This window comes from Bacteroides acidifaciens (assembly GCF_024623065.1).
Taxonomy (GTDB): Bacteria; Bacteroidota; Bacteroidia; order Bacteroidales; family Bacteroidaceae; genus Bacteroides; species Bacteroides acidifaciens.
In genome coordinates, this window is the sequence record NZ_JANJZR010000008.1 from 1 (window position 1) to 22,821 (window position 22,821).

At 37.6% G+C, this 22,821-nt stretch carries 20 protein-coding genes; 2 read left to right on the forward strand and 18 right to left on the reverse strand.

Features of this window, described 5'->3' with window-relative positions; genetic code table 11:
• Positions 1–104: 104 nt before the first annotated feature.
• From NSB03_RS03610 to NSB03_RS03630, 5 genes are all read right to left on the reverse strand, one after another.
• Positions 105–548 carry a DUF4293 domain-containing protein gene (locus NSB03_RS03610; protein ID WP_024986870.1) on the reverse strand — a complete coding sequence of 148 codons (444 nt, stop codon included), beginning with the start codon at positions 546–548 and terminating at the stop codon, positions 105–107.
• A gap of 107 nt (positions 549–655) precedes the next feature.
• Positions 656–991, reverse strand: coding sequence for a DNA-directed RNA polymerase subunit omega (locus tag NSB03_RS03615; protein WP_024986871.1), 336 nt, complete (start codon positions 989–991; stop codon positions 656–658).
• Between the two features lie 14 nt (positions 992–1,005).
• On the reverse strand, positions 1,006–1,809 hold the full coding sequence (locus tag NSB03_RS03620) for an outer membrane protein assembly factor BamD (protein WP_024986872.1): 804 nt from the start codon (positions 1,807–1,809) through the stop codon (positions 1,006–1,008).
• A gap of 226 nt (positions 1,810–2,035) precedes the next feature.
• Positions 2,036–2,461, reverse strand: a complete 426-nt coding sequence (locus NSB03_RS03625) for an ACT domain-containing protein (RefSeq protein ID WP_024986873.1) — start codon at positions 2,459–2,461, stop codon at positions 2,036–2,038.
• A gap of 32 nt (positions 2,462–2,493) precedes the next feature.
• A complete protein-coding gene (locus NSB03_RS03630) occupies positions 2,494–3,792 on the reverse strand; it encodes a phenylacetate--CoA ligase family protein (protein WP_024986874.1) in 1,299 nt (432 codons plus the stop codon).
• 134 nt (positions 3,793–3,926) lie between these two features.
• On the opposite strand from NSB03_RS03630, the gene uvrB reads away from it, so the two are divergent.
• Positions 3,927–5,960, forward strand: coding sequence for an excinuclease ABC subunit UvrB (gene uvrB, locus NSB03_RS03635; protein ID WP_024986875.1), 2,034 nt, complete (start codon positions 3,927–3,929; stop codon positions 5,958–5,960).
• 404 nt (positions 5,961–6,364) lie between these two features.
• On the opposite strand, the gene NSB03_RS03640 is transcribed toward uvrB, so the two are convergent.
• A complete protein-coding gene (locus NSB03_RS03640; RefSeq protein WP_024986876.1) occupies positions 6,365–7,069 on the reverse strand; it encodes an SGNH/GDSL hydrolase family protein in 705 nt (234 codons plus the stop codon).
• A 362-nt stretch (positions 7,070–7,431) separates the two neighbouring features.
• Between NSB03_RS03640 and NSB03_RS03645 the strand changes: the two genes are divergently transcribed.
• Positions 7,432–7,899 carry an alanyl-tRNA editing protein gene (locus NSB03_RS03645; RefSeq protein WP_257466219.1) on the forward strand — a complete coding sequence of 156 codons (468 nt, stop codon included), beginning with the start codon at positions 7,432–7,434 and terminating at the stop codon, positions 7,897–7,899.
• 142 nt (positions 7,900–8,041) lie between these two features.
• Here the strand turns inward: NSB03_RS03645 and NSB03_RS03650 are convergent, their stop codons facing one another.
• The 12 genes from NSB03_RS03650 to rfbC all read right to left on the reverse strand — a co-directional run bounded on the left by NSB03_RS03650 (position 8,042) and on the right by rfbC (position 22,806).
• Positions 8,042–9,088 (reverse strand): mannose-1-phosphate guanylyltransferase, encoded by a 1,047-nt coding sequence (locus tag NSB03_RS03650; protein WP_024986877.1) that lies wholly within the window; start codon positions 9,086–9,088, stop codon positions 8,042–8,044.
• A gap of 432 nt (positions 9,089–9,520) precedes the next feature.
• Positions 9,521–11,941, reverse strand: a complete 2,421-nt coding sequence (locus NSB03_RS03655) for a GumC family protein (protein ID WP_024986878.1) — start codon at positions 11,939–11,941, stop codon at positions 9,521–9,523.
• 10 nt (positions 11,942–11,951) lie between these two features.
• On the reverse strand, positions 11,952–12,755 hold the full coding sequence (locus tag NSB03_RS03660; RefSeq protein ID WP_024986879.1) for a polysaccharide biosynthesis/export family protein: 804 nt from the start codon (positions 12,753–12,755) through the stop codon (positions 11,952–11,954).
• Positions 12,756–12,854: 99 nt separating this feature from the next.
• Positions 12,855–13,937: a DUF1972 domain-containing protein gene (locus tag NSB03_RS03665; protein WP_024986880.1), complete on the reverse strand. Its 1,083-nt coding sequence runs from the start codon at positions 13,935–13,937 to the stop codon at positions 12,855–12,857.
• Positions 13,938–13,996: 59 nt separating this feature from the next.
• Complete coding sequence (locus NSB03_RS03670; protein ID WP_024986881.1) at positions 13,997–15,085, reverse strand: glycosyltransferase family 4 protein; 1,089 nt, start codon at positions 15,083–15,085, stop codon at positions 13,997–13,999.
• A complete protein-coding gene (locus NSB03_RS03675; RefSeq protein WP_257466221.1) occupies positions 15,082–16,362 on the reverse strand; it encodes a glycosyltransferase family 4 protein in 1,281 nt (426 codons plus the stop codon). The genes NSB03_RS03670 and NSB03_RS03675 overlap by 4 nt, the downstream gene beginning before the upstream one ends.
• A gap of 15 nt (positions 16,363–16,377) precedes the next feature.
• Entirely contained in the window at positions 16,378–17,580 is a 1,203-nt protein-coding gene (locus tag NSB03_RS03680) for a hypothetical protein (RefSeq protein WP_024986884.1), read from the reverse strand.
• 1 nt (position 17,581) lies between these two features.
• Positions 17,582–18,712 carry a glycosyltransferase WbsX family protein gene (locus NSB03_RS03685; protein WP_024986885.1) on the reverse strand — a complete coding sequence of 377 codons (1,131 nt, stop codon included), beginning with the start codon at positions 18,710–18,712 and terminating at the stop codon, positions 17,582–17,584.
• Complete coding sequence (locus tag NSB03_RS03690; protein ID WP_257466222.1) at positions 18,709–20,151, reverse strand: flippase; 1,443 nt, start codon at positions 20,149–20,151, stop codon at positions 18,709–18,711. The genes NSB03_RS03685 and NSB03_RS03690 overlap by 4 nt, the downstream gene beginning before the upstream one ends.
• Before the next feature lie 73 nt (positions 20,152–20,224).
• Complete coding sequence (locus NSB03_RS03695; protein WP_024986886.1) at positions 20,225–21,376, reverse strand: dTDP-glucose 4,6-dehydratase; 1,152 nt, start codon at positions 21,374–21,376, stop codon at positions 20,225–20,227.
• Positions 21,366–22,235 (reverse strand): dTDP-4-dehydrorhamnose reductase, encoded by an 870-nt coding sequence (gene rfbD / locus NSB03_RS03700; RefSeq protein WP_257466223.1) that lies wholly within the window; start codon positions 22,233–22,235, stop codon positions 21,366–21,368. The genes NSB03_RS03695 and rfbD overlap by 11 nt, the downstream gene beginning before the upstream one ends.
• Position 22,236: 1 nt before the next feature.
• Positions 22,237–22,806, reverse strand: coding sequence for a dTDP-4-dehydrorhamnose 3,5-epimerase (rfbC, locus tag NSB03_RS03705; RefSeq protein ID WP_024986887.1), 570 nt, complete (start codon positions 22,804–22,806; stop codon positions 22,237–22,239).
• Positions 22,807–22,821: the final 15 nt, after the last annotated feature.

The following is a 22,821-nucleotide window of genomic DNA, read 5'->3' on the forward strand; positions in this document are numbered from 1 at the left end:
GTAATAACAAAGCCCCAGCTTGTGAAAGTAGGGGCTTTGTGCATAAAAAAAGAAGGTGCGCATTTTGACACACCTTCTTTTTGTATCAGATATGAATGCTCAAATTATCTCAATCTATCTGCTGCCTTTACCATTACTTCATCCCGTCCGATAGCACGAACAGCCAAAATATTCAGGATAATAGAAACAAGCGGCAGACACAGCGCCCAACCAATACGGAACATATTCGCGTCATTTTTCAATGCAAAATAAAAAGCAATGAAAGCGATATAATACCCCACCAACAGCAGGCTATTGAAGATTGTCATACGAATCTGCAACATACGGTTCTTAAACAAGAAGATAGTAGCAGCAGCCACCAAGGTGCTGAACATTAAAATGCCAAACAATCCCCATGTAGACTGGAAAGCGTCATTTACGCCCATTCCCAAAGCCTTGAAAGGATGCTCTCCCATCGTATCAATAAAGTAGCCCATCGGCAGACACATTGCCGCAATCAGCAATCCTGCAACAATCAGTAAATAAACTGTTTGAATCCGTTGAATCATAATTTTTCTAATAGCAGTTAAGTTAAACAATAATAGCCAAGCAATAAGGAGCAAGGATTAGTATCCCACTTACTACTTGACTATCAATTCTTTCGTCAGAAAATAGATTACTGAAGTTTTTCTTTCTCCTTAGCAGGATTTCTATAATATATTTTCCCTTCGACGTATTCTTGCGTAGCAATCAAATCCGGTTTCGGCAATTTCTCATAGTAGCGAGAAATTTCGATTTGCTCTCTATTTTCAAATACTTCTTCCATATTATCTGTATAAGAAGCAAACTCAGCCAACTTTTTGGATAAGTCGTTTTTGATTTCCACACTGATCTGATTAGCGCGCTTACCAATAATGGCAACAGTTTCATAAACATTCCCTGTATCAGAACAGAGTTCCATCATGTCACGGGTTACCGTTGTAGTAGGAGCATTCGTTTTTTTGTAGTCCATAAATCTATTTAAATTTAGTCTTTAATTACTTTCTGTGATTCATTGAATATTTTTTCAGCCTCTTTCAAGTATTTGCTTTCAGGAAATTCATTCTTAAAGGCATAATATTCATCAATAGTTTCACGATAACGGTCCATCTTTTTGTCTTCCACACTATAAATAGCCATTTCGTGTTTTGCACGCAGAATCAAAATGGAAAGTTCTTCGCGATAATCGGTATAAGGATAATCCTTCAGAGCATTCTGAGCAGTGATAACACAAGACTCATAGTTGTTACCCATATAATTACCCAAATTATAATATAATCTGGCCGAATAAAGCTCTTTCAGCACCAACTTATCCTGCAAAGCAAAAATCATATCCTGTGCTTCCTGCTTCTTTGTGCTGTTCGGGAAATATTCCATGAACATCTGCAACTGCTGGATAGCCTGATAAGTACTTGACTGATCCAAGCGTGGCTCCGGCGTATCCAGGAATAATGCCTTACCTGCATGGAAACGCGCCAGTTCGGTAAAAGTACCACGGGGATATGTATTGAAATAGGTAATAAATGTTTGGGCAGCTGTCTGATAATCTTTCTGATTATAGTAGCTCATTCCCAACATATACAAAGACTCTTCCGCCTTGTCCGTACCTTTAAGAATAGTGATTAACTCATTCAACAAAGTAGCCGAACGGTTATATTGTCCTTTCGCAAAATAGTTTTTGGCGGCTTCGTACTTGTATTCGTAATTGGTGCTTTTCAGCAATTTATTATACTCTCCACATGAAGTAAGAGTAGCTGCTGCAAGCAAAGTTATAATGATATTTTTCTTCATCCTATTTAAAAATAATGCGCAAAGTTACTGATTCGCCGGGAATTTAGCAATTAATCTATGTTTTTTAATACATAAAAGGCGTTAAACATCGACAAAAGGGGGAGAAAATGACATCGAACCATAAACGATATGCGGTGAATGAACCGCACTATTAACTGAAAGTACAGCCCATCCACCGCATCTTGTTTATGGTTCATTATTACTGTCTACATTTCAACCTTGACATTTACAGTTTATACAGGTCGCTCGCTGCCAGCAAATCGACCTTCTTTTCTTTCAACACTTCAATACATTTATCCAGATTGCTGGGACGAATCACCACATTAGCGATATTGTTATTGGCAAACGAATACATATATTCGATAAATACCCCTTCGTCCGACAAGAATGCCAGCACCTTAGCCAAAGCCCCCGGCACGTTCGGACAGCTAATGCCGACCACATCAGTCACATTCACCGCAAAATGTTTATCTTTCAAAGCTTTATATGCTCTTTCCGGGTCGGATACTATTCCACGCAAAATGCCAAAATCTGCATTTTCAGCGATGCACAAGGCTGAAAGATTGACATTCTCTTTCGCCAGCACTTCAGTCACTTCCGTCAAACGGCCTGACTTGTTTTCCAAAAAGATAGAAAGTTGTTTTGCTACCATGCTCGTAAAGTATTATATTGTAAGTTGAGGTATTATATTTTTCTGTTATCAATCACTCGTCTCGCTTTGCCTACACTACGCTCAATGCTGCGCGGCTCCACCAGTTTCACGTTAACCCCCAATCCGATTACACTTTGCAGACGTCCTGCCAGTTTTTTCTTCAAGGCCAGCATTTTGTTAATCTCGTCCGAATAGAATTCAGAGCGTACTTCTACCTGAAGCTCCATCGTATCGGTATTGTTTTCACGACCTACTATCAACAGGTAGTGAGGTTCAAATTCCGCCATTTCGAGAATAACGGACTCGATTTGCGTCGGGAACACGTTTACACCACGGATAATCAGCATATCGTCACTACGTCCCAGAATGCGGTCCATGCGCACCAGCGTACGTCCACAAGAACATTTTTCGTAATGCAAAGCAGTCAAGTCGCGCGTACGATAACGAAGCAACGGCATACCCTCCTTAGTCAGATGGGTAAATACCAATTCGCCTGTTTGTCCGGATTCCACCGGTTGCAAAGTATTCGGATCAATAATTTCGGGGAAGTAATGGTCTTCATTCAAATGCGTACCATGCTGGCATTCACACTCATACCCCACACCCGGCCCGGCTATTTCACTCAAACCATAAATATCATAAGCCTTGATGCCCAGCTTTTCCTCAATCTCATGACGCATATTTTCAGTCCAAGGTTCCGCACCGAAAGCCCCCATCTTCAGTTTAAATTCTTCGCGCGGCAAGCCGGAATCTTTGATAGCATCCGCCAGATAAAGTGCATAAGAAGGCGTGCTACAAAGTACTGTCGAGCCAAAATCATGCATCAAAGTAATCTGTTTCTCCGTGTTACCACTCGACATCGGAATAACGGAAGCCCCAATATTTTCAGCTCCGGCATGCGCACCCAGCCCACCTGTGAAAAGCCCGTATCCATAAGAAACCTGGAATATGTCAGAGCGGCTTGCCCCATAGGCAGTAAAAGCCCGTGAGATACATTCCGCCCACGAAGACAAGTCCTTACGGGTATACCCAACCACTGTCGGCTTTCCGGTAGTACCGGAAGATGCATGGATACGTACAATCTGGCTCATCGGCACGGCACAAAGTCCGAACGGATAATTATCTCTTAAATCATGTTTCGTGGTAAACGGCAGTTTTACAATATCATCAATACTATTGATATCGTCGGGAGTAATCCCCATTTCCTGCATCTTCTTCCGATAGAAGGGCGTGTTGTGATAAACGTAATCTACAATTTTCCTGAGTCGTATGCTTTGAATCTTGCGAAGACTTTCGCGGTCCATACACTCAATGCTCTCATTCCAAATCATGTGTTTCCGGTATTACTAGTTGTATGAATCTGTTGTTTGATATTAATATGTTGCAAAGTAAAGGATTTATTTGAAAAAATGATTTGTAATCTCAATTATTTTACCGAATATTGCTCCACTTTTTAGGATTAACTATGAATTTTGAACTAACATCAGCTTACAAGCCTACGGGAGACCAACCGGAAGCTATCGCACAACTGACAGAGGGAATTCTTCAGGGAGTTCCCGCACAGACTTTATTGGGAGTCACCGGTTCGGGAAAAACATTTACCATCGCCAACGTAATTGCCAATATCAACAAACCGACGTTGATTTTGAGTCATAACAAAACGCTGGCTGCCCAGCTATATGGCGAATTTAAAGGATTCTTCCCCAACAATGCGGTAGAGTATTACGTTTCTTATTATGATTATTACCAGCCGGAAGCCTATTTGCCAAGCAGTGATACATATATAGAAAAAGACTTGATGATTAATGACGAAATCGACAAACTTCGTCTTGCCGCCACTTCCGCCCTACTCTCCGGAAGAAAAGATGTGGTAGTGGTTTCTTCCGTTTCCTGTATTTATGGTATGGGAAACCCTTCGGATTTCTATAAGAATGTGATTGATATAGAACGGGGCCGTATGATGGACCGCAACGTATTTCTTCGCCGTCTGGTGGACAGCCTGTATGTGCGTAACGATATCGACCTCAACCGTGGCAATTTCCGCGTGAAAGGTGATACTGTGGATATTTATCTGGCTTACACGGACAATCTGCTTCGCGTCACCTTCTGGGGAGATGAAATTGATGGCATAGAAGAGGTCGATCCCATAACAGGTGTCACCGTCGCTCCATTCGATGCTTATAAGATTTATCCGGCCAATTTGTTTATGACCACCAAGGAAGCCACTCTCCGCGCCATTCACGAAATAGAGGATGATTTGACCAAACAAGTGGCTTTCTTTGAATCTATAGGCAAGGAATATGAAGCAAAACGACTCTATGAGCGGGTCACTTACGATATGGAAATGATTCGGGAACTCGGCCATTGTTCCGGCATTGAAAATTATTCCCGCTATTTCGACGGTCGTGCAGCCGGCACCCGCCCCTACTGCCTGCTCGACTTCTTCCCTGAGGATTTTCTCATCGTTATTGATGAAAGTCATGTAAGCGTACCGCAAATCCGCGCCATGTACGGGGGAGACCGTGCACGTAAAGTGAATCTTGTGGAATACGGGTTCCGCCTGCCTGCCGCTATGGATAACCGTCCGCTGAAATTTGAAGAGTTTCAGGAGATGGCCAAACAAGTGGTTTACGTCAGTGCAACACCGGCTGATTATGAATTAATTCAATCCGAAGGTATTGTTGTGGAACAGGTAATCCGTCCTACCGGTTTATTAGACCCGATTATTGAAGTTCGTCCGAGCCTAAATCAGATTGACGACTTGATGGAAGAAATTCAACTGCGGATAGAAAGGGAAGAACGTGTACTTGTCACTACGCTGACCAAACGAATGGCGGAAGAATTGACGGAATACCTTCTTAATAATAACGTAAGGTGTAATTATATCCATAGTGATGTCGATACGCTCGAACGTGTCAAAATCATGGATGATCTCCGGCAAGGAATTTACGATGTACTAATCGGAGTGAATCTGCTTCGTGAAGGGTTGGACCTTCCCGAAGTATCTCTTGTAGCTATCCTCGACGCAGACAAAGAAGGATTCCTTCGCTCCCACCGTTCTTTGACACAGACCGCGGGACGCGCCGCGCGTAATGTGAATGGAAAAGTTATCATGTATGCCGACAAAATGACGGATAGCATGAAGTTGACCATTGACGAGACTAACCGCCGTCGTGAAAAACAACTGGCATATAATGAAGCAAACGGGATTACTCCACAGCAAATCAAGAAGGCTAGAAATCTGACCTTATTCGGCAATGTAAACTCCGAAGCAAATGAATTATTGAAGGATAAGCATGCTTATATCGAACCTGCCACGCCAAATATCGCGGCCGATCCGGTAATACAGTATATGAGCAAACCGCAAATGGAAAAGAGCATCGAGCGTACCCGCAAACTTATGCAGGAAGCCGCCAAGAAATTGGAATTCATTGAAGCTGCCCAATATCGTGACGAATTACTGAAACTGGAAGATTTAATGAAAGAAAAATGGGGATAAGCTTTTTCATTCTCCATCTACTACGGAAGATGGAGAATCTTAACAAATCTATAATACAGGAATCAAACATTTAACTAGTGTTATAAAAACACGAATCATTCACTGATAATTTGCAAATATCACGAAAGTCCGTATCTTTGCACTGTGTTTTTCATAGTATTAGATTTAAGGTTAACAAAGGTTGGAGCAAGGCGTTGCTCCTTTTTTTATGCCCGTACTTATCCTGTCTTTCTTATTCCGCCCCCCAAAAACAGTGACGCTATCCGGGTGGGATACCGTCACTATCATAGCCACATACCGTCACTATGCCGACCGGATAGTGACGCCATTTTTATCCACTATTTTCCAATACGAAAGTTTACTTATTTACGACCGTCGCACGCATCAAAATCTGCCAACATTCCTCAAAGCGCTTTCTCTATCGCAGCTTTAATCAACGGTTCCATAATATCATATCCTTCACCTGTCGGATGAACTCCATCTTTTGTATATTGAGGATTCAAAGCTTGATTATCACCGGCCACCATTGCCTTATAATAATTTACGAACGGAATTTTATTAGCCTTAGCATAAGCCTCTATACGGGCATTCAAGGCTTGAATCTTCTGTGGAGCATCTTTTATTTCCATTCTCCATCCAAAAGCCGCAGCAGGAAGTACGGAAGTCAATATCACCTTTATCTTATTTGCCTTAGCCAGTTCGACCATAGAAACGATATTGCCAAAAGTATAATCTTCATTATAAGGATTCGTATTTTCCGCCACATCATTGGTTCCGGCATTAATGACTACCAAAGCTGGAGAAAGATTTATCACATCTTCACGGAAGCGCAGCAAGAACTGATAGGAAGTCTGCCCACTAATACCACGACCGATATATCCGTTCGTCTTAAAAAACTCCGGATGAGTCCGCACCCACCCCTCGGTAATAGAGTTTCCCATAAACACAACCCTTTTCTCTTTTTTTGCCGGTGTGGGCAACGCTACATTTTCTTTTGCATAGCGAGCCAAGTTTGCAAAATCTTTTTTCTGAGCAAAAGTCTCTCCTATTGAGAAACTCAAACAAATAACAACCAATAATGCCCACTGGCCTATCCTTTTTCCTTTCATCTTTATATTTTTAAGTATTAGTGAAATATTAATCACACGCAAAGATAAAGAATTCTCATATATCTTGTTACTCAATCAGCAAATAAGCGTTAACATCAAACCCAAGTTTCTTAATCTATGTTATATAACATATTGTTTTTCTTGGATTATTTGCTATTGTCGCAAAAGTCCGTACCTTTGCAATGTGTTTTTCATAGTATTAGATTTAAGGTTAACAAAGGTTGGAGCAAGGCGTTGCTCCTTTTTTTATATCCATACGTTTGGAATCCTAAAAAAGAATGGTACTTTTGCCCCAAAAAACCAAAAAACAACAGCCCCATTTCTTAGGAGAAAAAATTATAATTGGAAAATAAGAATAATTTATGGAACAACAGCCTCAACTCAACGACCACAACAAACAGGAGTACCCGCCCATGCATACAGCGGAGCATTTATTAAATGCCACTATGGTAAAAACTTTCGGTTGCCCACGCTCTCGCAATGCCCACATAGAAAGAAAAAAAAGTAAATGTGACTATATTCTTTCCTCTTGTCCGACAGCAGAGCAGATACAATCTATTGAAAATAAAGTGAACGAAGTCATCAGTCAGAATCTGCCGGTGACTATTGAGTTTATGACACACGAACAGGCTAAAGCCATTGTAGACTTGAGTAAACTACCTGCCGATGCCAGCGAAACACTTCGCATCATTCGCATTGGAGATTATGATGCCTGTGCCTGCATCGGTTCGCATGTATCGAATACTTCAGAAGTAGGAAATTTCAAAATCATCAGCTATGATTATGACGAAGAACGACAAACGTTGCGATTAAGATTCAAGCTCCTCTGAGCCCAATAGTCCTTACCCATTTGCCATCTCTGCCCTTTCATAGAGTCCGGCCATAAAAAGAAAAACGAAATAAACGGAAAAATGGAATAAACCAATATGACAAAACTTGGTTTACTCCATTTTCCAAAAAAATATCCCCCAATTATTTAGAGAATTCTTTAATTCTCTGCTCCTCATCCAGTTTGCAAATCAACAATGTATTATCTTTCTCGGCAATGATATATCCGTCCAGTCCTTGCACCACCACCCGCTTTTCTTCGCTGGCGTGCACAATACAGTTCTTACTGTCATACAGGCGAATATCCGTTCCTACCGTAGCATTCCCCGATTTATCCTGTGGCAAGAGTCCGCGCAGAGCTCCCCAAGTGCCCAAATCCGACCAACCGAATGAAGCAGGCAGTACATAGATTTCCTGCGCTTTCTCCATCACTGCGTAGTCAATAGAAATGCTTTCGCAAGTCGGAAACAGCTTCTTTATCGTTTCGCCTTCTTTCTCCGTGTAGAAGTCCGGGAAGATACGATCGAAAATCTGTGCAATACCTGGAGCATATACACGCATCACTGAGGTTATGGTACGTACATTCCACACAAAGATTCCAGCATTCCAGAAATAATCTCCTTCTGCCAAGTACCTCTCAGCAGTTTCTTTATCCGGTTTTTCTTTGAATGCATCTACCGTAAAAATCTCCTTATCCGTCATTATCCGATCTCCGGAAGCAATATATCCATATCCTGTTTCCGGACGAGTCGGTCTGATACCTAAGGTAACAATAGCACTGCTATCATTCGTAAAACGAAGCGCCTTCTCTACTACCCGGCGGAATTCCCCCGTATCAATAACCAATGCATCCGAAGGAGTTACCACGATATTTGCATTCGGATGTTTCTTTTTAATCTTCCAGCAAGCATAAGCTATACAAGGCGCAGTATTCCGCGCACAAGGCTCTGCCAGAATATTACTCTCCGGTATCTCGGGCAACTGCTCCCGAACAATATCTATATATTTCCCGGAAGTAACCACCCACATATTTTCCTTCGGGCAAACACCGTCAAAACGATCGGCAGTCAACTGAATCAGCGACCGCCCACATCCCATTACATCAATAAACTGTTTCGGACATTCCGGTGTGCTCATCGGCCAAAAACGGCTGCCAATGCCACCGGCCATTATTACGACATGATTATCCATACCTAATTATTCTTCTGTTTTTTTAATAATTGCGCAAGTTACTCCAAAATGTCCAATTTTACAAGAAAAACAGAAGAAACTAATTAAAACACTTGTAACACATGGTGCTTTATGTTTTTCTCTTATTCGTATTTCGTTTTCCACCTCTGCTTGTTATAAAAAAAATATATCAACGATCTTCACAGACAGTTGATATAAAGGAAATCACACCGGCGTTTACGCCGGTATGAGGGCGTAGATCAGGAACATACCGCTGTACATTTCCCGACCTACAAAATGTAGGATTCTTCATGTGTATGTAGCATGAAGTTAGGGACCTACATGTTTCATCTCACTTTGTATAAAAGTATTAAAAGCACTTTATGTCATATGTCATATCGACCTGTATATATCAGAATACAGGCAGAGATATAATATCTATTTATTCAACGATTATTCTTTATCACCATGATTTTCTCCATAACCATAGCCATAACCGTAACGTTTACCATAGCCATAATATTTGCCATATTTACCATAGCCGTAATAATAGCCATATTTTCTCCTATTCAAATCCAAACCATTAATAGCGATACAAAGATTAGGCAACTTATTGTTTTCAGCAAGTTCATTAACAAGAGTAAGCTCAGCCTTACGGGTGTAATCTGCCCGACATACATATACAGATAAGTCAACAACATGTCCTATAAGCAAAGTATCTGTTACCATACCCACCGGCGCCGTATCCAATATCACATAATCAAAATTCGCCCTCAATGTTTCGATAGCTTTATCCAATCCGTCACGAGCCAATAACTCTGTCGGATTAGGCGGAACGGTTCCACCGGGAAGAATAAACAGATTCTTATTTATGTCAGAAGGTTGTACCAAGTCCATCAGATTCATAGTCGGATTAGTCAGGAACTGAGTAATACCATGCTCCTTCTTAGAAATATTGAATACTTTGTTCAACCCCGGTTTACGAATATCAAGCCCGACTATTACTACTTTTTTGCCTAGTAAAGAGAGACTGATTGCCAAATTGGCGGATATAAAAGACTTTCCTTCACCACTAATGGTAGAAGTCACCAAAATTACATTCTTACCATTCTCAAGCATGAACTGAAGATTGGTACGAATGTTTCGGAAAGTCTCGCTCATGAGATTGTTCTTATTCTCAAATACTGCAACTGAACCTGTCTTTTCATCCGCTAATGGAATATCGCCGACAACAGGAAGCAAAGTCAATTTTTCAACATCTGCACGACCCTCTATCTTGAACTTAGTCAAACCAATCAGACAAATGATACCTACCGGAAGCCCCATTCCCAAGACTAAAGCAGCAAAATAAATCATCATCTTTTTAGGAGAAACCGGATTTTCGTCCGCCAATGCTTCATCAATTATCTTTGCATTATTAGCAGTAGCAGCCAAAGTTATAGCATTCTCTTCACGCTTTTGAAGCAACATCAAATAGAGTCCTGCCTTGATTTCTTGTTGACGGGCAATGCTGACAAACTGACGTTCTTGCGTAGGAGCATCATTAATACGACGAGAATAACGATTCGCTTCGCGAGCTAAATCATCTTTTGTAATTTGCAATCCTTTCAGTGTAGCATCCAATGTAGCTTGCACATTGCTGCGCATTGCCCGAATGCTAGTATCCAAATTCACGATGGTCGGATTATTCTCTGTCGATGTACGTAGCAAACGCTTTCTCTCAACCAACATCTGATTATATCGGTCAATTGCGCCAGCCGATGCTGCATCTTGGAGTCCAATATTACTAGGCAAAACCTCATATTCATTACCTTTCATATAGCGTTGCAGGTCTATCACCAAATTAATCTGAGTCTGATTCTCTACACGCTTCTTTTCATATTCCGCATTACCTGTCAAGGCAATCTGAGCTTCACTACTCAAATCCGTAATACCGGCACTACGTTTGAAATTCTCCAAATCCTGCTCCGTACTGCCCAGTTCCTTGGAAATAATACCGATACGCTCGTCTATAAATTCAGCAGTCTTCTGCGCCACTTCATTCTTATCATTGTTGGCATTGATATTGTACATCTCAAGCAACTTATTGATAAAATCTTTTCCGCGTTGTGTATTTGAATTCTTTAGCGAAAGCACAGCAACTGAAGTAGTTTTTGAAGTAGGAGCTATTGACAAAGCTTCACTATATTTTTTTGCTACGGACATTGGACGATTTATAAAGGCTTTAATATGCCGTTCCCCCTCTTCTCCTTTCTGAAAATTCACTGCCAACGTATCTTTATTTTCAAAAAAAGCAACAGTGCCCTCATCTGTTGGGAATATAGCCGGTAACTTATCAAATCGCTTCTGATACTCTTTGTCTCCTACTGTTATCAAGACATCCATCATTCCATTTGTCAATAAGGTCATTCCCACCTCCATCGTTTCTGGAAGTTTTTCAGCCTCCTGTGGAGTCAGACTTGCCAGCACGGGAGAAGTACGATAAAGTTCTTTTTCAGGAAATGCATCTTCATCCTTATAAGTTACAAATAAACTCAACTGATTCACAACTTCACGAGCTAACGATTTAGACCGTAACACTTCTATTTCATTATCTATATTTTTGGATGATGACATAAAACCGTCAAGCCCCATTCTTTCAAGTTCGGAACTCATACTTTTTCCACCACCTTTTTCCTCATCTTTTATCAGAACAGTAGCAGAAATATTATAAACAGGAGTTGCTATATGCAAATATACCCATGCAAGAATTATGCAAGCTACTACCGAAACAACAAACCAAGGCCAATGAACCAGATAACGAAAAAGAATCTCTTGAATATTAATATACTCTTCATCCACTTCATTATACTTTTCCTTATTTTCTCCACTCATAATAGATTTATTATTTAAAAATTGTTACTAACAGACTCGCTAATGACACCAATATTGAAGTAGCTGAGAACCAAAGACTTGCACTGTTGCCAATATCAGAATTGCGAGCTTTCGCTTTATTAGGAGTTACATAGACTATATCATTTTGTTGTAACCAATAATAAGGAGATAGAATTGTCTCCGTTTTATTGAGATCAAGAGTTATAATCTGTTGTTTACCATGGGCGTCCTCACGAATCAACTTCACATTGTCACGGAGTCCGTAAACAGTCATATCGCCTGCCATAGCTAAAGCTTCCAATAGATTCACCTTCTCATTATTAATAGTAAATGTACCTGGACGGGTCACTTCACCGATTACTGATATTTTATAGTTTACCATGCGAACAGTAACAATCGGAGTCTCCTTAATGTATGGTTTCAATTTTTCCACAATCATTTGTTCCGCTTCCTTCTTTGTCAAGCCGCCTAACTTCAACTCGCCTAATACGGGAAAATCCACCGTCCCCTCATTACTTACTAAATATTGTTGCAAGACCGGCTGAGTAGTAGTTGTAATATTACTGGTAGCGACACTTATAGGACTTGCTACAGTCAAGTTAAACGGCATTGCTAATTCCGGACTTGTACATGACACCACAATTGTCAACAAATCTTTCGGCATAATTTTAGCATCATACATCACTTCTTGTTGTACCCCCTGACCGATCATCTCCGAATCCTGTAAATAGGGAACTTTTTTGTAGGACTGACAAGCTACCAAAATAAAAGGCAGTATCAACCCAAATAATAGTTTCTCACACAATTTGTTCATAAAATTCATTTATTAATATTTCATTTTGCATATTACATATACTTAAAAGTAGTGCATAAAGCGGTTCCTAAAGCGTAATATATCAAAAACATTTATTTTTCAATAACAAGCCTCATATTGTCGTGCAATTTTACACCAAACATATTCCCTTTCAGCAATCTCCTGCATTGCTTTGGCATTCATAGACAACAATTCCTTTTTCTTGTTAAATAAAAGAATCAATTCCTCTACATTTTTAAAATAGAATGCCTTATTTTGAGTCGTTTCCCGGTTATACACCACATCAAAAGCTATAATGGGAACTCCTAAAGACATAGCCTCTACCAATGAAGGATTTGTTCCACCAGCACTATGACCATGAATATATTGCCCGGCATTTACCCGCAAAGAATATAGTATTTCCAAATCATAAATCGGATCAAGTAAAGTAATATTTGTATAATCCCCATACTTATTTTTCAACCCTTTTCCATATTCACTCCTCTGCCAGTTTCCTATAAAAATCAAACGTTTATCTGTCTTACAAAAAGCTTCCAACACTACATGACAATTATTCTCTGGTTCTATACGACACACCGATATAGCATATTCCCCTGGAGTAAGACTATAATGATTCAATACATCATTTATCCTTTCCTCTGAAATCTCTTGGAAAACATGATCTCCCCCATAAGTAATCAGTTCAACTGTTCTATGATACTTTTCAATTACATAATCCTGAATAGCTTTGTTATCAGCTATAATTATATCAGCATTACGAATAGCCATCATCTCGCTAGTTCGCAAAAACCACTTAGCAAACCTCCCCCATTTTGCTCGCTTATACTCCAAGCCATCAATATTCACGATCAGTCGTTTGTGATATAATAATCTGAATACAGGCAAAAAAATACATCCTGACACCCCCAATATGACTACAGCATCATACCCCCATAAGCATTTCAGCATTGACAATATATCATAAAGAGTACTCTGCACTCCATTGGCACGAAATAACGAGACATACTTCAACTTCACGCCTTTATATGTTTCCGCACGTGTGGCATAGTCCTTGCCACTACAAAAAACGGTATAATGGACTTCAGGCGAACAATTATCACCGATAATATTCTCAACCAAAGTTTCAAAACCACCATACCTAGCAGGTACGCCTTGAATGCCTACAATAGCAACTTGTTTCATAAAAATATAACAGATAAATATTAAAAAAGCTAAGCAGCAAATCTTTTTTCACTATCAAACTATAAAGGAAATATCAACCTTTCTATTTCTGTTAGCATTTGTATTATGGAAAATTTTTGCGATTCTTTTTTTGCATTATTAGACAAGTGTACGTATATGTCTTTGTCTAATAGAATATATTTGATACGGTTTTCTATTTTATCTAATTCCTGTACATCTATCTTATATCCGTTCACTCCATCTTTTACCATTTCTGCAATCCCCCCCTTCGTTGGAACAATCACAGGTAAACCGGCACTCATAGCTTCCAAAGCCGTCAAACCGAACGTTTCTATTGCTTGTTTTTTATTCGTCAAATTCAACACTAAACTTGCACGATTATAAAATGATGTTACATCATTCTGTCTAGGATAGATAGTCAGATTCTTACCCATATTTATCTTGTATTCTTTCACAAAACAGTTGATATTTTCTTGCGTATCATTCACTACCAATTCAAAATCAAATTGTGGCAAACGCTTGGCTAATTCCACAAACTCCAATGGACTTTTATAAAGTTTCAGTGACCCGAGCATTAATACCCGTTTCCTCATAAAAGCAGCTTTTGGTATAAATCTCAGTCTATCCACAAATTCTTGTGGCAACGCATTAGGTACCACAGACAAATTACTTTTTTGTTTCAAAAAGGAAGCCTGATAACAGGAAACGCAGATTATCTCATGTGCCAACTTCTGCATAGCCATAGCTAGTATTTTATAACTTCTTCCTTTTACAAAAGCATTCTCATGATAATGATACACCACCCGTTTTCCCATAATTCTTCCTGCCAAAGCTGGACCCACTGGTAATAAAGTATTTATATAAAACACTATATCCTTACAAAAAAGCCACCTGAATGCAAATACAAACATATAAAGTTGCACTGCACAATAATATAACATCATCACTATTGGATTCTTTAAAAAACGATAAGGATAAGAATGTTTATGTAAGTTTTCATAACACAACAATTCATCCAACACTCCATGTTTAGAAGAAACTAAATCTACAATGTAATGCTGTTTCAGAAAATTTTCCAGTACCATCTTTAGTATCTTGGGACTGCCACTATAATCATTAAAGAGGTGAAAACAAATGAGATGTTTCATTTTCTTTTCTTATCTAATTTCATTACCAATTCATCATACAATTCATTCCAAAACTTTCGCCTTATTTCCCATGTATATTTCTTTGCACGAATTAGCGTAGCTTCTGCTAATCGTTCCAAACGTTCAGGCTCTGCCAACACAACATCTATAGCATTAGTAATTCCCTGCACATTAGCTTCATAAGTCGACTCTATCGGTACAAGTATTCCTGCTCCGTCACACAAAGTATCATGCATACCACAATGATCAAAACTCAAAGTAGGTACACCAAAACTCATTGCTTCCCATATTGTAGTTGGATTACCTTCACTAATACTGGTTATAACATGAAGATGAGCAGAATCAAATACCTGTACGGCCTTATCTCTCGGTAATCTTCCATGCCATGTTATAAGAGAATTTAGACCATTCTTTATTGCATACTGTTGTAATTCATCTTTCAAAGATCCATCACCAACTATATCAACATGTACCATTTCTTTAAACTTTAACTTAGCAACTGCCTCCAGCAGTATACCAACAGATTTTCCAGCATCCAAACGTCCAATCACCACAAGGTTATATTTACAAGGGTTAACAAATTTTCCTTTATTCAAATGAATATGCCCTATAATACAATTCTCAGGAATACAAATACTGTCTTTTCCATGAATATTCTTAAATAGTCTCTGATTCTCAGAAGTAGCAGTAAGCAGAATATCTGTTGCATTCAATGCTTTTTTTAATCTCCGACTATAATGCAATTGAAAAATATTAGCTATTGTTCTAAACCGATGTTTCAATTTACCTAATAATGGCATATTTTTCATTAAAACAACAGATGAATTATTGGCTCCAGAAATAGGCCCCCAAATATATGGTAAACCTAAATTCCACAAATAACCTGGTTCACGATAGCCTATCATTCCTACATAATGTATTAAATCGAATGCCCCATCAGCCACCAACTCCTTAGCTTTTCGATATGCTAATTTTTGCCAAACATTATATGCATAATAAAATGAATAAACCAATAAATGATGGCGATTAGGCCAATTCAGTAAATTCGCCAACTTGTTTGGGTAAACAGGAATAAATGTAATTTGCGGGTTCGGATGTTGATTAACATAATTCTCCATCTCCTCACAATCCCCCATGTAATCTCCTGATGCCCCATAAAGCACTGTTAGTTTGTTATCTTTTGACATCTCTTGTACATAGTTCCATGCCACAGAGTACTCAGAACCACGTGTAGGGGAAATTGCATAAGCTAACACTAAAATTTTCTTATTTTTCATAAATTTCCACTATTTCTATATACTTTTCTCTAATTTCTGAATGCACTTCACCATATAAAGTAACACTATTGTAGCCCATGTTAATTGAGAATTTACTCCTACAAGAAAAACTGAGAAAAACCAAAATAGTATAGAAGGAGTCTTATTATTCCTGTCATAACACAGTTTAAACGTAATACGTATGATAACAAGAAAAGATAAAAAACCATATTCCACTGCATATAAAAGTAAACCTCCCCCTGTATATCCTTTCTCTACGCCTGGCAAATAATCAGACATTATTCTTGACATATAATCTATGCCACGTCCAAACCAACCATCCACTGTAAACAAATCAATTTGTTGTAAACAAATCAAAGAAGGAACAATTCTCAGTGCTGCACTTTGATCAGCAGAATATATTTTATGTATATCAAATGTAAATATGGCAACGCAAAATTTAGTAAAACGATTGAAGGCCGAAATATCAAATAAAGACAACATTATATATAAAGTAACAATAGCTCCTACAATTTTAAAGGAGGCACCTTTAGTATAAAATTTCGATAGAACGACCAACATAAACAGATATGCACCTGCACTTAAAGACGTAAGCATACACCATAAAAAAGCAATCCATACCAGTTTGTCTTTTCTCCACGAACTAACAAAAGAAATTTCAGTTTTTTCATTCGAAGTTATAGATAAATATGCATACATCAACAATGAAGTCATCCTGCCACTATGCTCTGGCTCTGACATTAAAGAATTCAATTTCCATGGTTCCCTTAAATCATAATTACCCAAATTAAAAATAGGAAATCCTGTCAACACACAAATCTGTTGAATCAACAAAACTATTGCATAAGCTAATAAAAGAAATTTCAACAATCTAGCGATATCCTGTTTTGACAAATCCGAAAATCCAAATAAATGAAAAAGAGCCATAAAGTAAAATCCGAACATACATCCATATAAAGCTGTACTCCATCGCATTGTTTCCGGATGATTTAATAAAGGACAAAATAACGTCAAGGTCATAAAAAGAAAAATCCCCACATCTGTTTTTCGGTTTATAACTGGTATTAATACAAAAACCAATGGAGATATTGCCATAACTCCAATCAATAATGCATTACGATTTTCATCCCCTAGAGCAAATGCCAAAGACGTAACAAGAAAGCAAATTCCGATGCAAAACAGATATTTGGAAAGTTTCCTTGAAATAAAAATATCCATATTATTTATATTCCATTAATGCATCCTTTACTGATTGAAGCAAAGCATATCCATTTCTTTCATCCGGTTCCAAATAGCCTCCCTCCGCCCATTCATTCCATGCAAAAACAAAAACCATATCTGTTGGGTATTCTTTTTGGGCTTTCAGTAATAGTTTTCTAAAATAATATTGAAATTTCTCCACACTCACTCCATCATATAAGTACCCATTCATTCTATGTCGCGGTGTGTTATCCCAATCAGTAAAAGCACATGGAATCATTTTGTCAGTTACAGGCTTATGACTTATTATATTTCCCCAACATACATCATAATCCAATCTTCTGACATTCTTATGTTTATACATGAATGGAGCAATACTCCTTTTTATATGAAACATTCTTTTTACAAATCTGACTGTTTTTATCACAGAAAAAGGTATTCTTTGAGGTTCATTACTTTTACATAGCAAATTTATATATTGTGGATTCATCTCTATACCATAATCAAAACCTGATTTATCCCAAGAATCATCATAAGCCGCAGCTGCACTCTGATAAATATAAGTCAAACCGTCAAATCCGACCGCTTTTGACATTTTAGTCCATAAATCCAACATCTTATCAAGTTTTCTAATCAGATTAGGTACATAAATAATCATCAGCGGTTTATTATTTTCACTTATATAGCGTGAATCTTTAAAGAATGGGAGCATATAATTAAAATGATTAACCCAATCCTGCTCATCATCAAAATCATGCGCTATGAGTGTTTTAGGAGCCCCATCTTGTGCTTTCCAAGCATCATTCCAATCATGATTTGCCCAACTAATACAATAATTTATATCAATCTCAGGATGAGCCAAGAGCATTTCCATCGGTTTTTCCAAGAGTAGATGCCCATTAAACCAATAATGATACATGCAAAAGCCATATATACCATATTTTCTTGCTATATTACATTGCCATTTTAAAGTTTCCACATCACTCAAATCATAATAGTTTCTATTAAACGGAACTCTTGGCTGATTATGTCCATCAAACAAAGGTTTGGCATTCTTTACATTTACCCATTCTGTAAAGCCTTTACCCCACCATTTATCATTTTCCGGAATTGTATGAAATTGCGGAAGGTAGAACGGAATAATTTTCATCGTATACTTAGTTTACTTTTTAATTGTATAAATAATGACTTATATATATCATTCCGTACAACATACAGAAGACAAAAATGACAATATAAAACAGTAAAAACAAGAGAAATTATCAAAGAGAAGTATTCACTTATGGGCAATGCTTTTATCATATAACACAATAATAAGAGAGGCAAATACATTATAATGTATATTACCAATTTCTTAACTGATATTATATTTCCAATTTTTTTTCTCACAAATATATTTGCTGAAATCAACACAGAGACCTCCGCTGAAAACCAGACAATAATAGAACCTATACTTTGCAGTTCTTTAACTAACAAAATATTTAAAATAATTGCAACAGTCGCTCCTACCAAAGCATTTATAAATACAGCCTTATCCTCTCCAAGAGGCATAAGCAACTGAATAATAAGTATTTGCTCAATCCCCACTACTAGAATTAATGGCATTGCTATTTGTAAAACAGGAACAGTTTGCTCATATCCAGATCCTGCTATAATATATACTATTTGATATGCAAAAACTACAGAAAGAACTATAATAGGAAAAGCAAAGGCATAAAGCAAGTTCAACGATTTTGCAATAGCATTTTTTATTCCATCCATATCTTTTTTAGCTAACATAGAGCTGATCCGTGGCATCATAACTAAGGTAAAAGATGTGTAAAGTGCAAGAATTATATTCTGTATTTTTGTCGCAGTAGTATAGTAACCAACTTGGTCATCATTAGACACAAATCCCAAATACATTATATTAAAGCTTAAATACATATTAGTTAAAATGGCATAAATTCCTAAGACTAGCATTGGTTTTATAAAATGTAATATAGAACGAAGAGGCTGCCAAGAAAATGAAATCCATTTATAGCTATAAGACAAATTAATTACACCATTAACAATATATACGCTAACTGTTATTACAAAATATAAAAGATAGTCTTGCTGATCTTGAATAAAAATAAATACTGCTACTACATAGAATACTTTTGTCCAAAAAGTACGTATTGTGATATATTTAAAATCTTCTAATCCCCGGAAAAGCCATTCAATTGTCAATGTATTAAATATGAGCTGAAATACCCCAATATATAACAGACTCCGATATTCTGCCAATTTTGGAACTGTTTCTATCAAACACAGATAAATTAATACAATGATAAAAGTAGCAATTGCAGTTAATTCAAATAAAGAAGAAAAAACAATATTCTGTCTACCCCTATCTCCATTACATTTTGCTATTTCTCTCGTACCTAATGTCATTACTCCCAACGTTGAAAATAACATAAAATATTGAATGAGGCTTTGAGCAAAATTGCAGACTCCAATACCTGTTACACCTAGAACTCTAGCAACATAAGGATAAGTAAGAAATTGAAATAGATAATTTGATGTTGTCAAGAAACTACTATATAAAATATTCTTCTTTAATCCCATATTTTATATACACTGAAGGATATGACATATTTTATCAAAGTTTTTATCCTCTCCTACTTTTCTACAATTACAATTACGCATAATCATCATTTTTATACATATCCTCATAATATCGTTGATAGGTACCAGTAATAATATTATCCATCCACACCTGATTATCAAGATACCAACGAACTGTTTTTTCAATGCCTTCTTCAAACTGCAAACTTGGTTCCCAACCTAGTTCATTTTTCAACTTAGTACTATCAATAGCATAGCGCATATCATGTCCTTTGCGATCGGTAACATAAGTAATCAAATCTAAAGAATAACCTTCGGGATTACCTAACAGCCTGTCTACAGTTTTAATAATTACTTTAATAATATCAATATTTTTCCATTCATTAAAACCACCAATATTATAAGTATCAGCGACTTTTCCTTTATGAAAAATAAGTTCAATAGCACGGGCGTGATCTACAACATAAAGCCAGTCACGAACATTTTCTCCGTTACCGTATACAGGAAGTGGCTTACAATGACAGATATTATTAATGAAGAGTGGTATTAATTTTTCGGGAAACTGGTAGGGACCATAGTTATTACTACAATTAGTGACAATAGTAGGCATTCCATATGTATCATGATAAGCACGTACAAAATGATCGCTACTCGCTTTACTAGCTGAATAAGGGCTATGAGGATTATACTTAGTATCCTCATAAAAAAAATCTTTACCATAGGCAAGATGATGTTCCAAAGAAGACGCTGTAGTAGTGAACGGTGGTTCTATGCCTTCAGGATGGGTCAATCTCAATGCTCCATAAACTTCATCTGTAGATATATGATAAAAGCGTTTACCTTCATACCTTTCGGGCAGTGTTTCCCAATATAACTTAGCTGCCTGTAAAAGACTTAATGTACCCATTACATTAGTACGAGCAAAAGTAAACGGATCTTTGATACTACGGTCTACGTGACTTTCGGCAGCAAGATGAATTATACCATCTATACGATATTGTGCCATAAGTTCCTGCATCTTATCGAAATCACAAATGTCAGCCTTTACAAAGGTATAGTTGGGAGTATCTTCAATATCTCTGAGGTTTTCCAAATTTCCAGCATAGGTTAATTTGTCAAGATTGACAATATGATAGTTAGGATATTTGTTGACAAACAAACGTACTACATGGCTACCTATAAATCCAGCTCCTCCAGTAATAAGGATATTACGTTCAAACTTCATATTTTTTTGCTTTTAGTTGATTAATACATCTTTCCAAAGATTCCGTCCAATACGGAATCTGATAGCCAAAAGTTTCTCTGAACTTCACTTTATCCAATACAGAATAATGTGGACGTTTTACTTTGCTAGAATATTCATGAGAGTGGATAGGACGGATATTACACATATTTTCACCCAACTTACCAATAGCCACGGCAAAGTCATACCAAGAGCATACACCTTCGTTAGTGAAATGATAAATATCTTTTTGTTCTATCATTCTATGATCTATAATCCAACCAATAGCATCGGCCAAATCACCTGCATAAGTTGGTGTACCTATTTGGTCAAAAACAACATTTAAGCTCTCTCTTTCCTTCGTTAGCTTCAACATCGTTTTTAAAAAATTATTTCCCCATACAGAATAAAGCCATGCAGTACGCAGAATGATATAATTGCAGCCAGAAGCAACAATCGCCTTTTCTCCAGCAAGCTTCGTTTCACCATATACCCCTATCGGTTCAGTCATATCATATTCTGTATATGGAACATTATTTTTACCATTGAATACATAATCAGTAGAAACATGAATAAGTGTCGCCCCTACAGATTTAGCACCCTCAGCCAAATAGCCAACTGCTACATTATTAACCAGGTTTGCCGTTCTTTCATCTTCCTCTGCCTTATCCACATTAGTATAAGCAGCACAATTAACAATGATATCTATCTGCTCCTTATTTACAAATGTATGGAGAACATCCCTATTTGTAATATCTAATTCATTGATGTCTGTAAACACATAATGATCTTTACTTTTATCAGAAACCCGCACCATTTCATTGCCCAATTGTCCATGAGCACCAGTAACCAATATATTCATCTCAATACAATTTTTCATTATAGTCAAACAACCAATCTGCATCTCTTAAGCACATATGATGTTTGTCTTTCTCGGAAAGTAACACCGCATCAACAGGAATACACCAATCAATGGCTAGAGACGGATCATCCCAAGCAATAGCTCCTTCGCTCTGTGGAGTATAGAAATTGTCACATTTATATTGAAAAATTACTTCATCAGTCAATACACTAAAACCATGAGCAAAGCCACGAGGAATGAAAAACTGACGATGATTATCTTCTGTTAATTTTACAGCAACATGATGACCAAAAGTTGGAGAACCTTTACGGATATCTACTGCAACATCTAAGACCGCCCCTTTAATAACACGTACTAATTTACTCTGTGCATAAGGCGGCTTTTGGAAATGAAGGCCACGAAGAACACCATAAGAAGATTTACTCTCATTGTCTTGTACAAAAGACACCTTTTGTACTTTCTCTTCAAACTCTTTTTGCGAAAAAGACTCAAAAAAATAACCACGTTCATCTTTAAAGAGAAGAGGTTCAAGGATTACAACCCCTTCTATTGCTGTCTGAATTACATTCATTTTAATAACTATAAG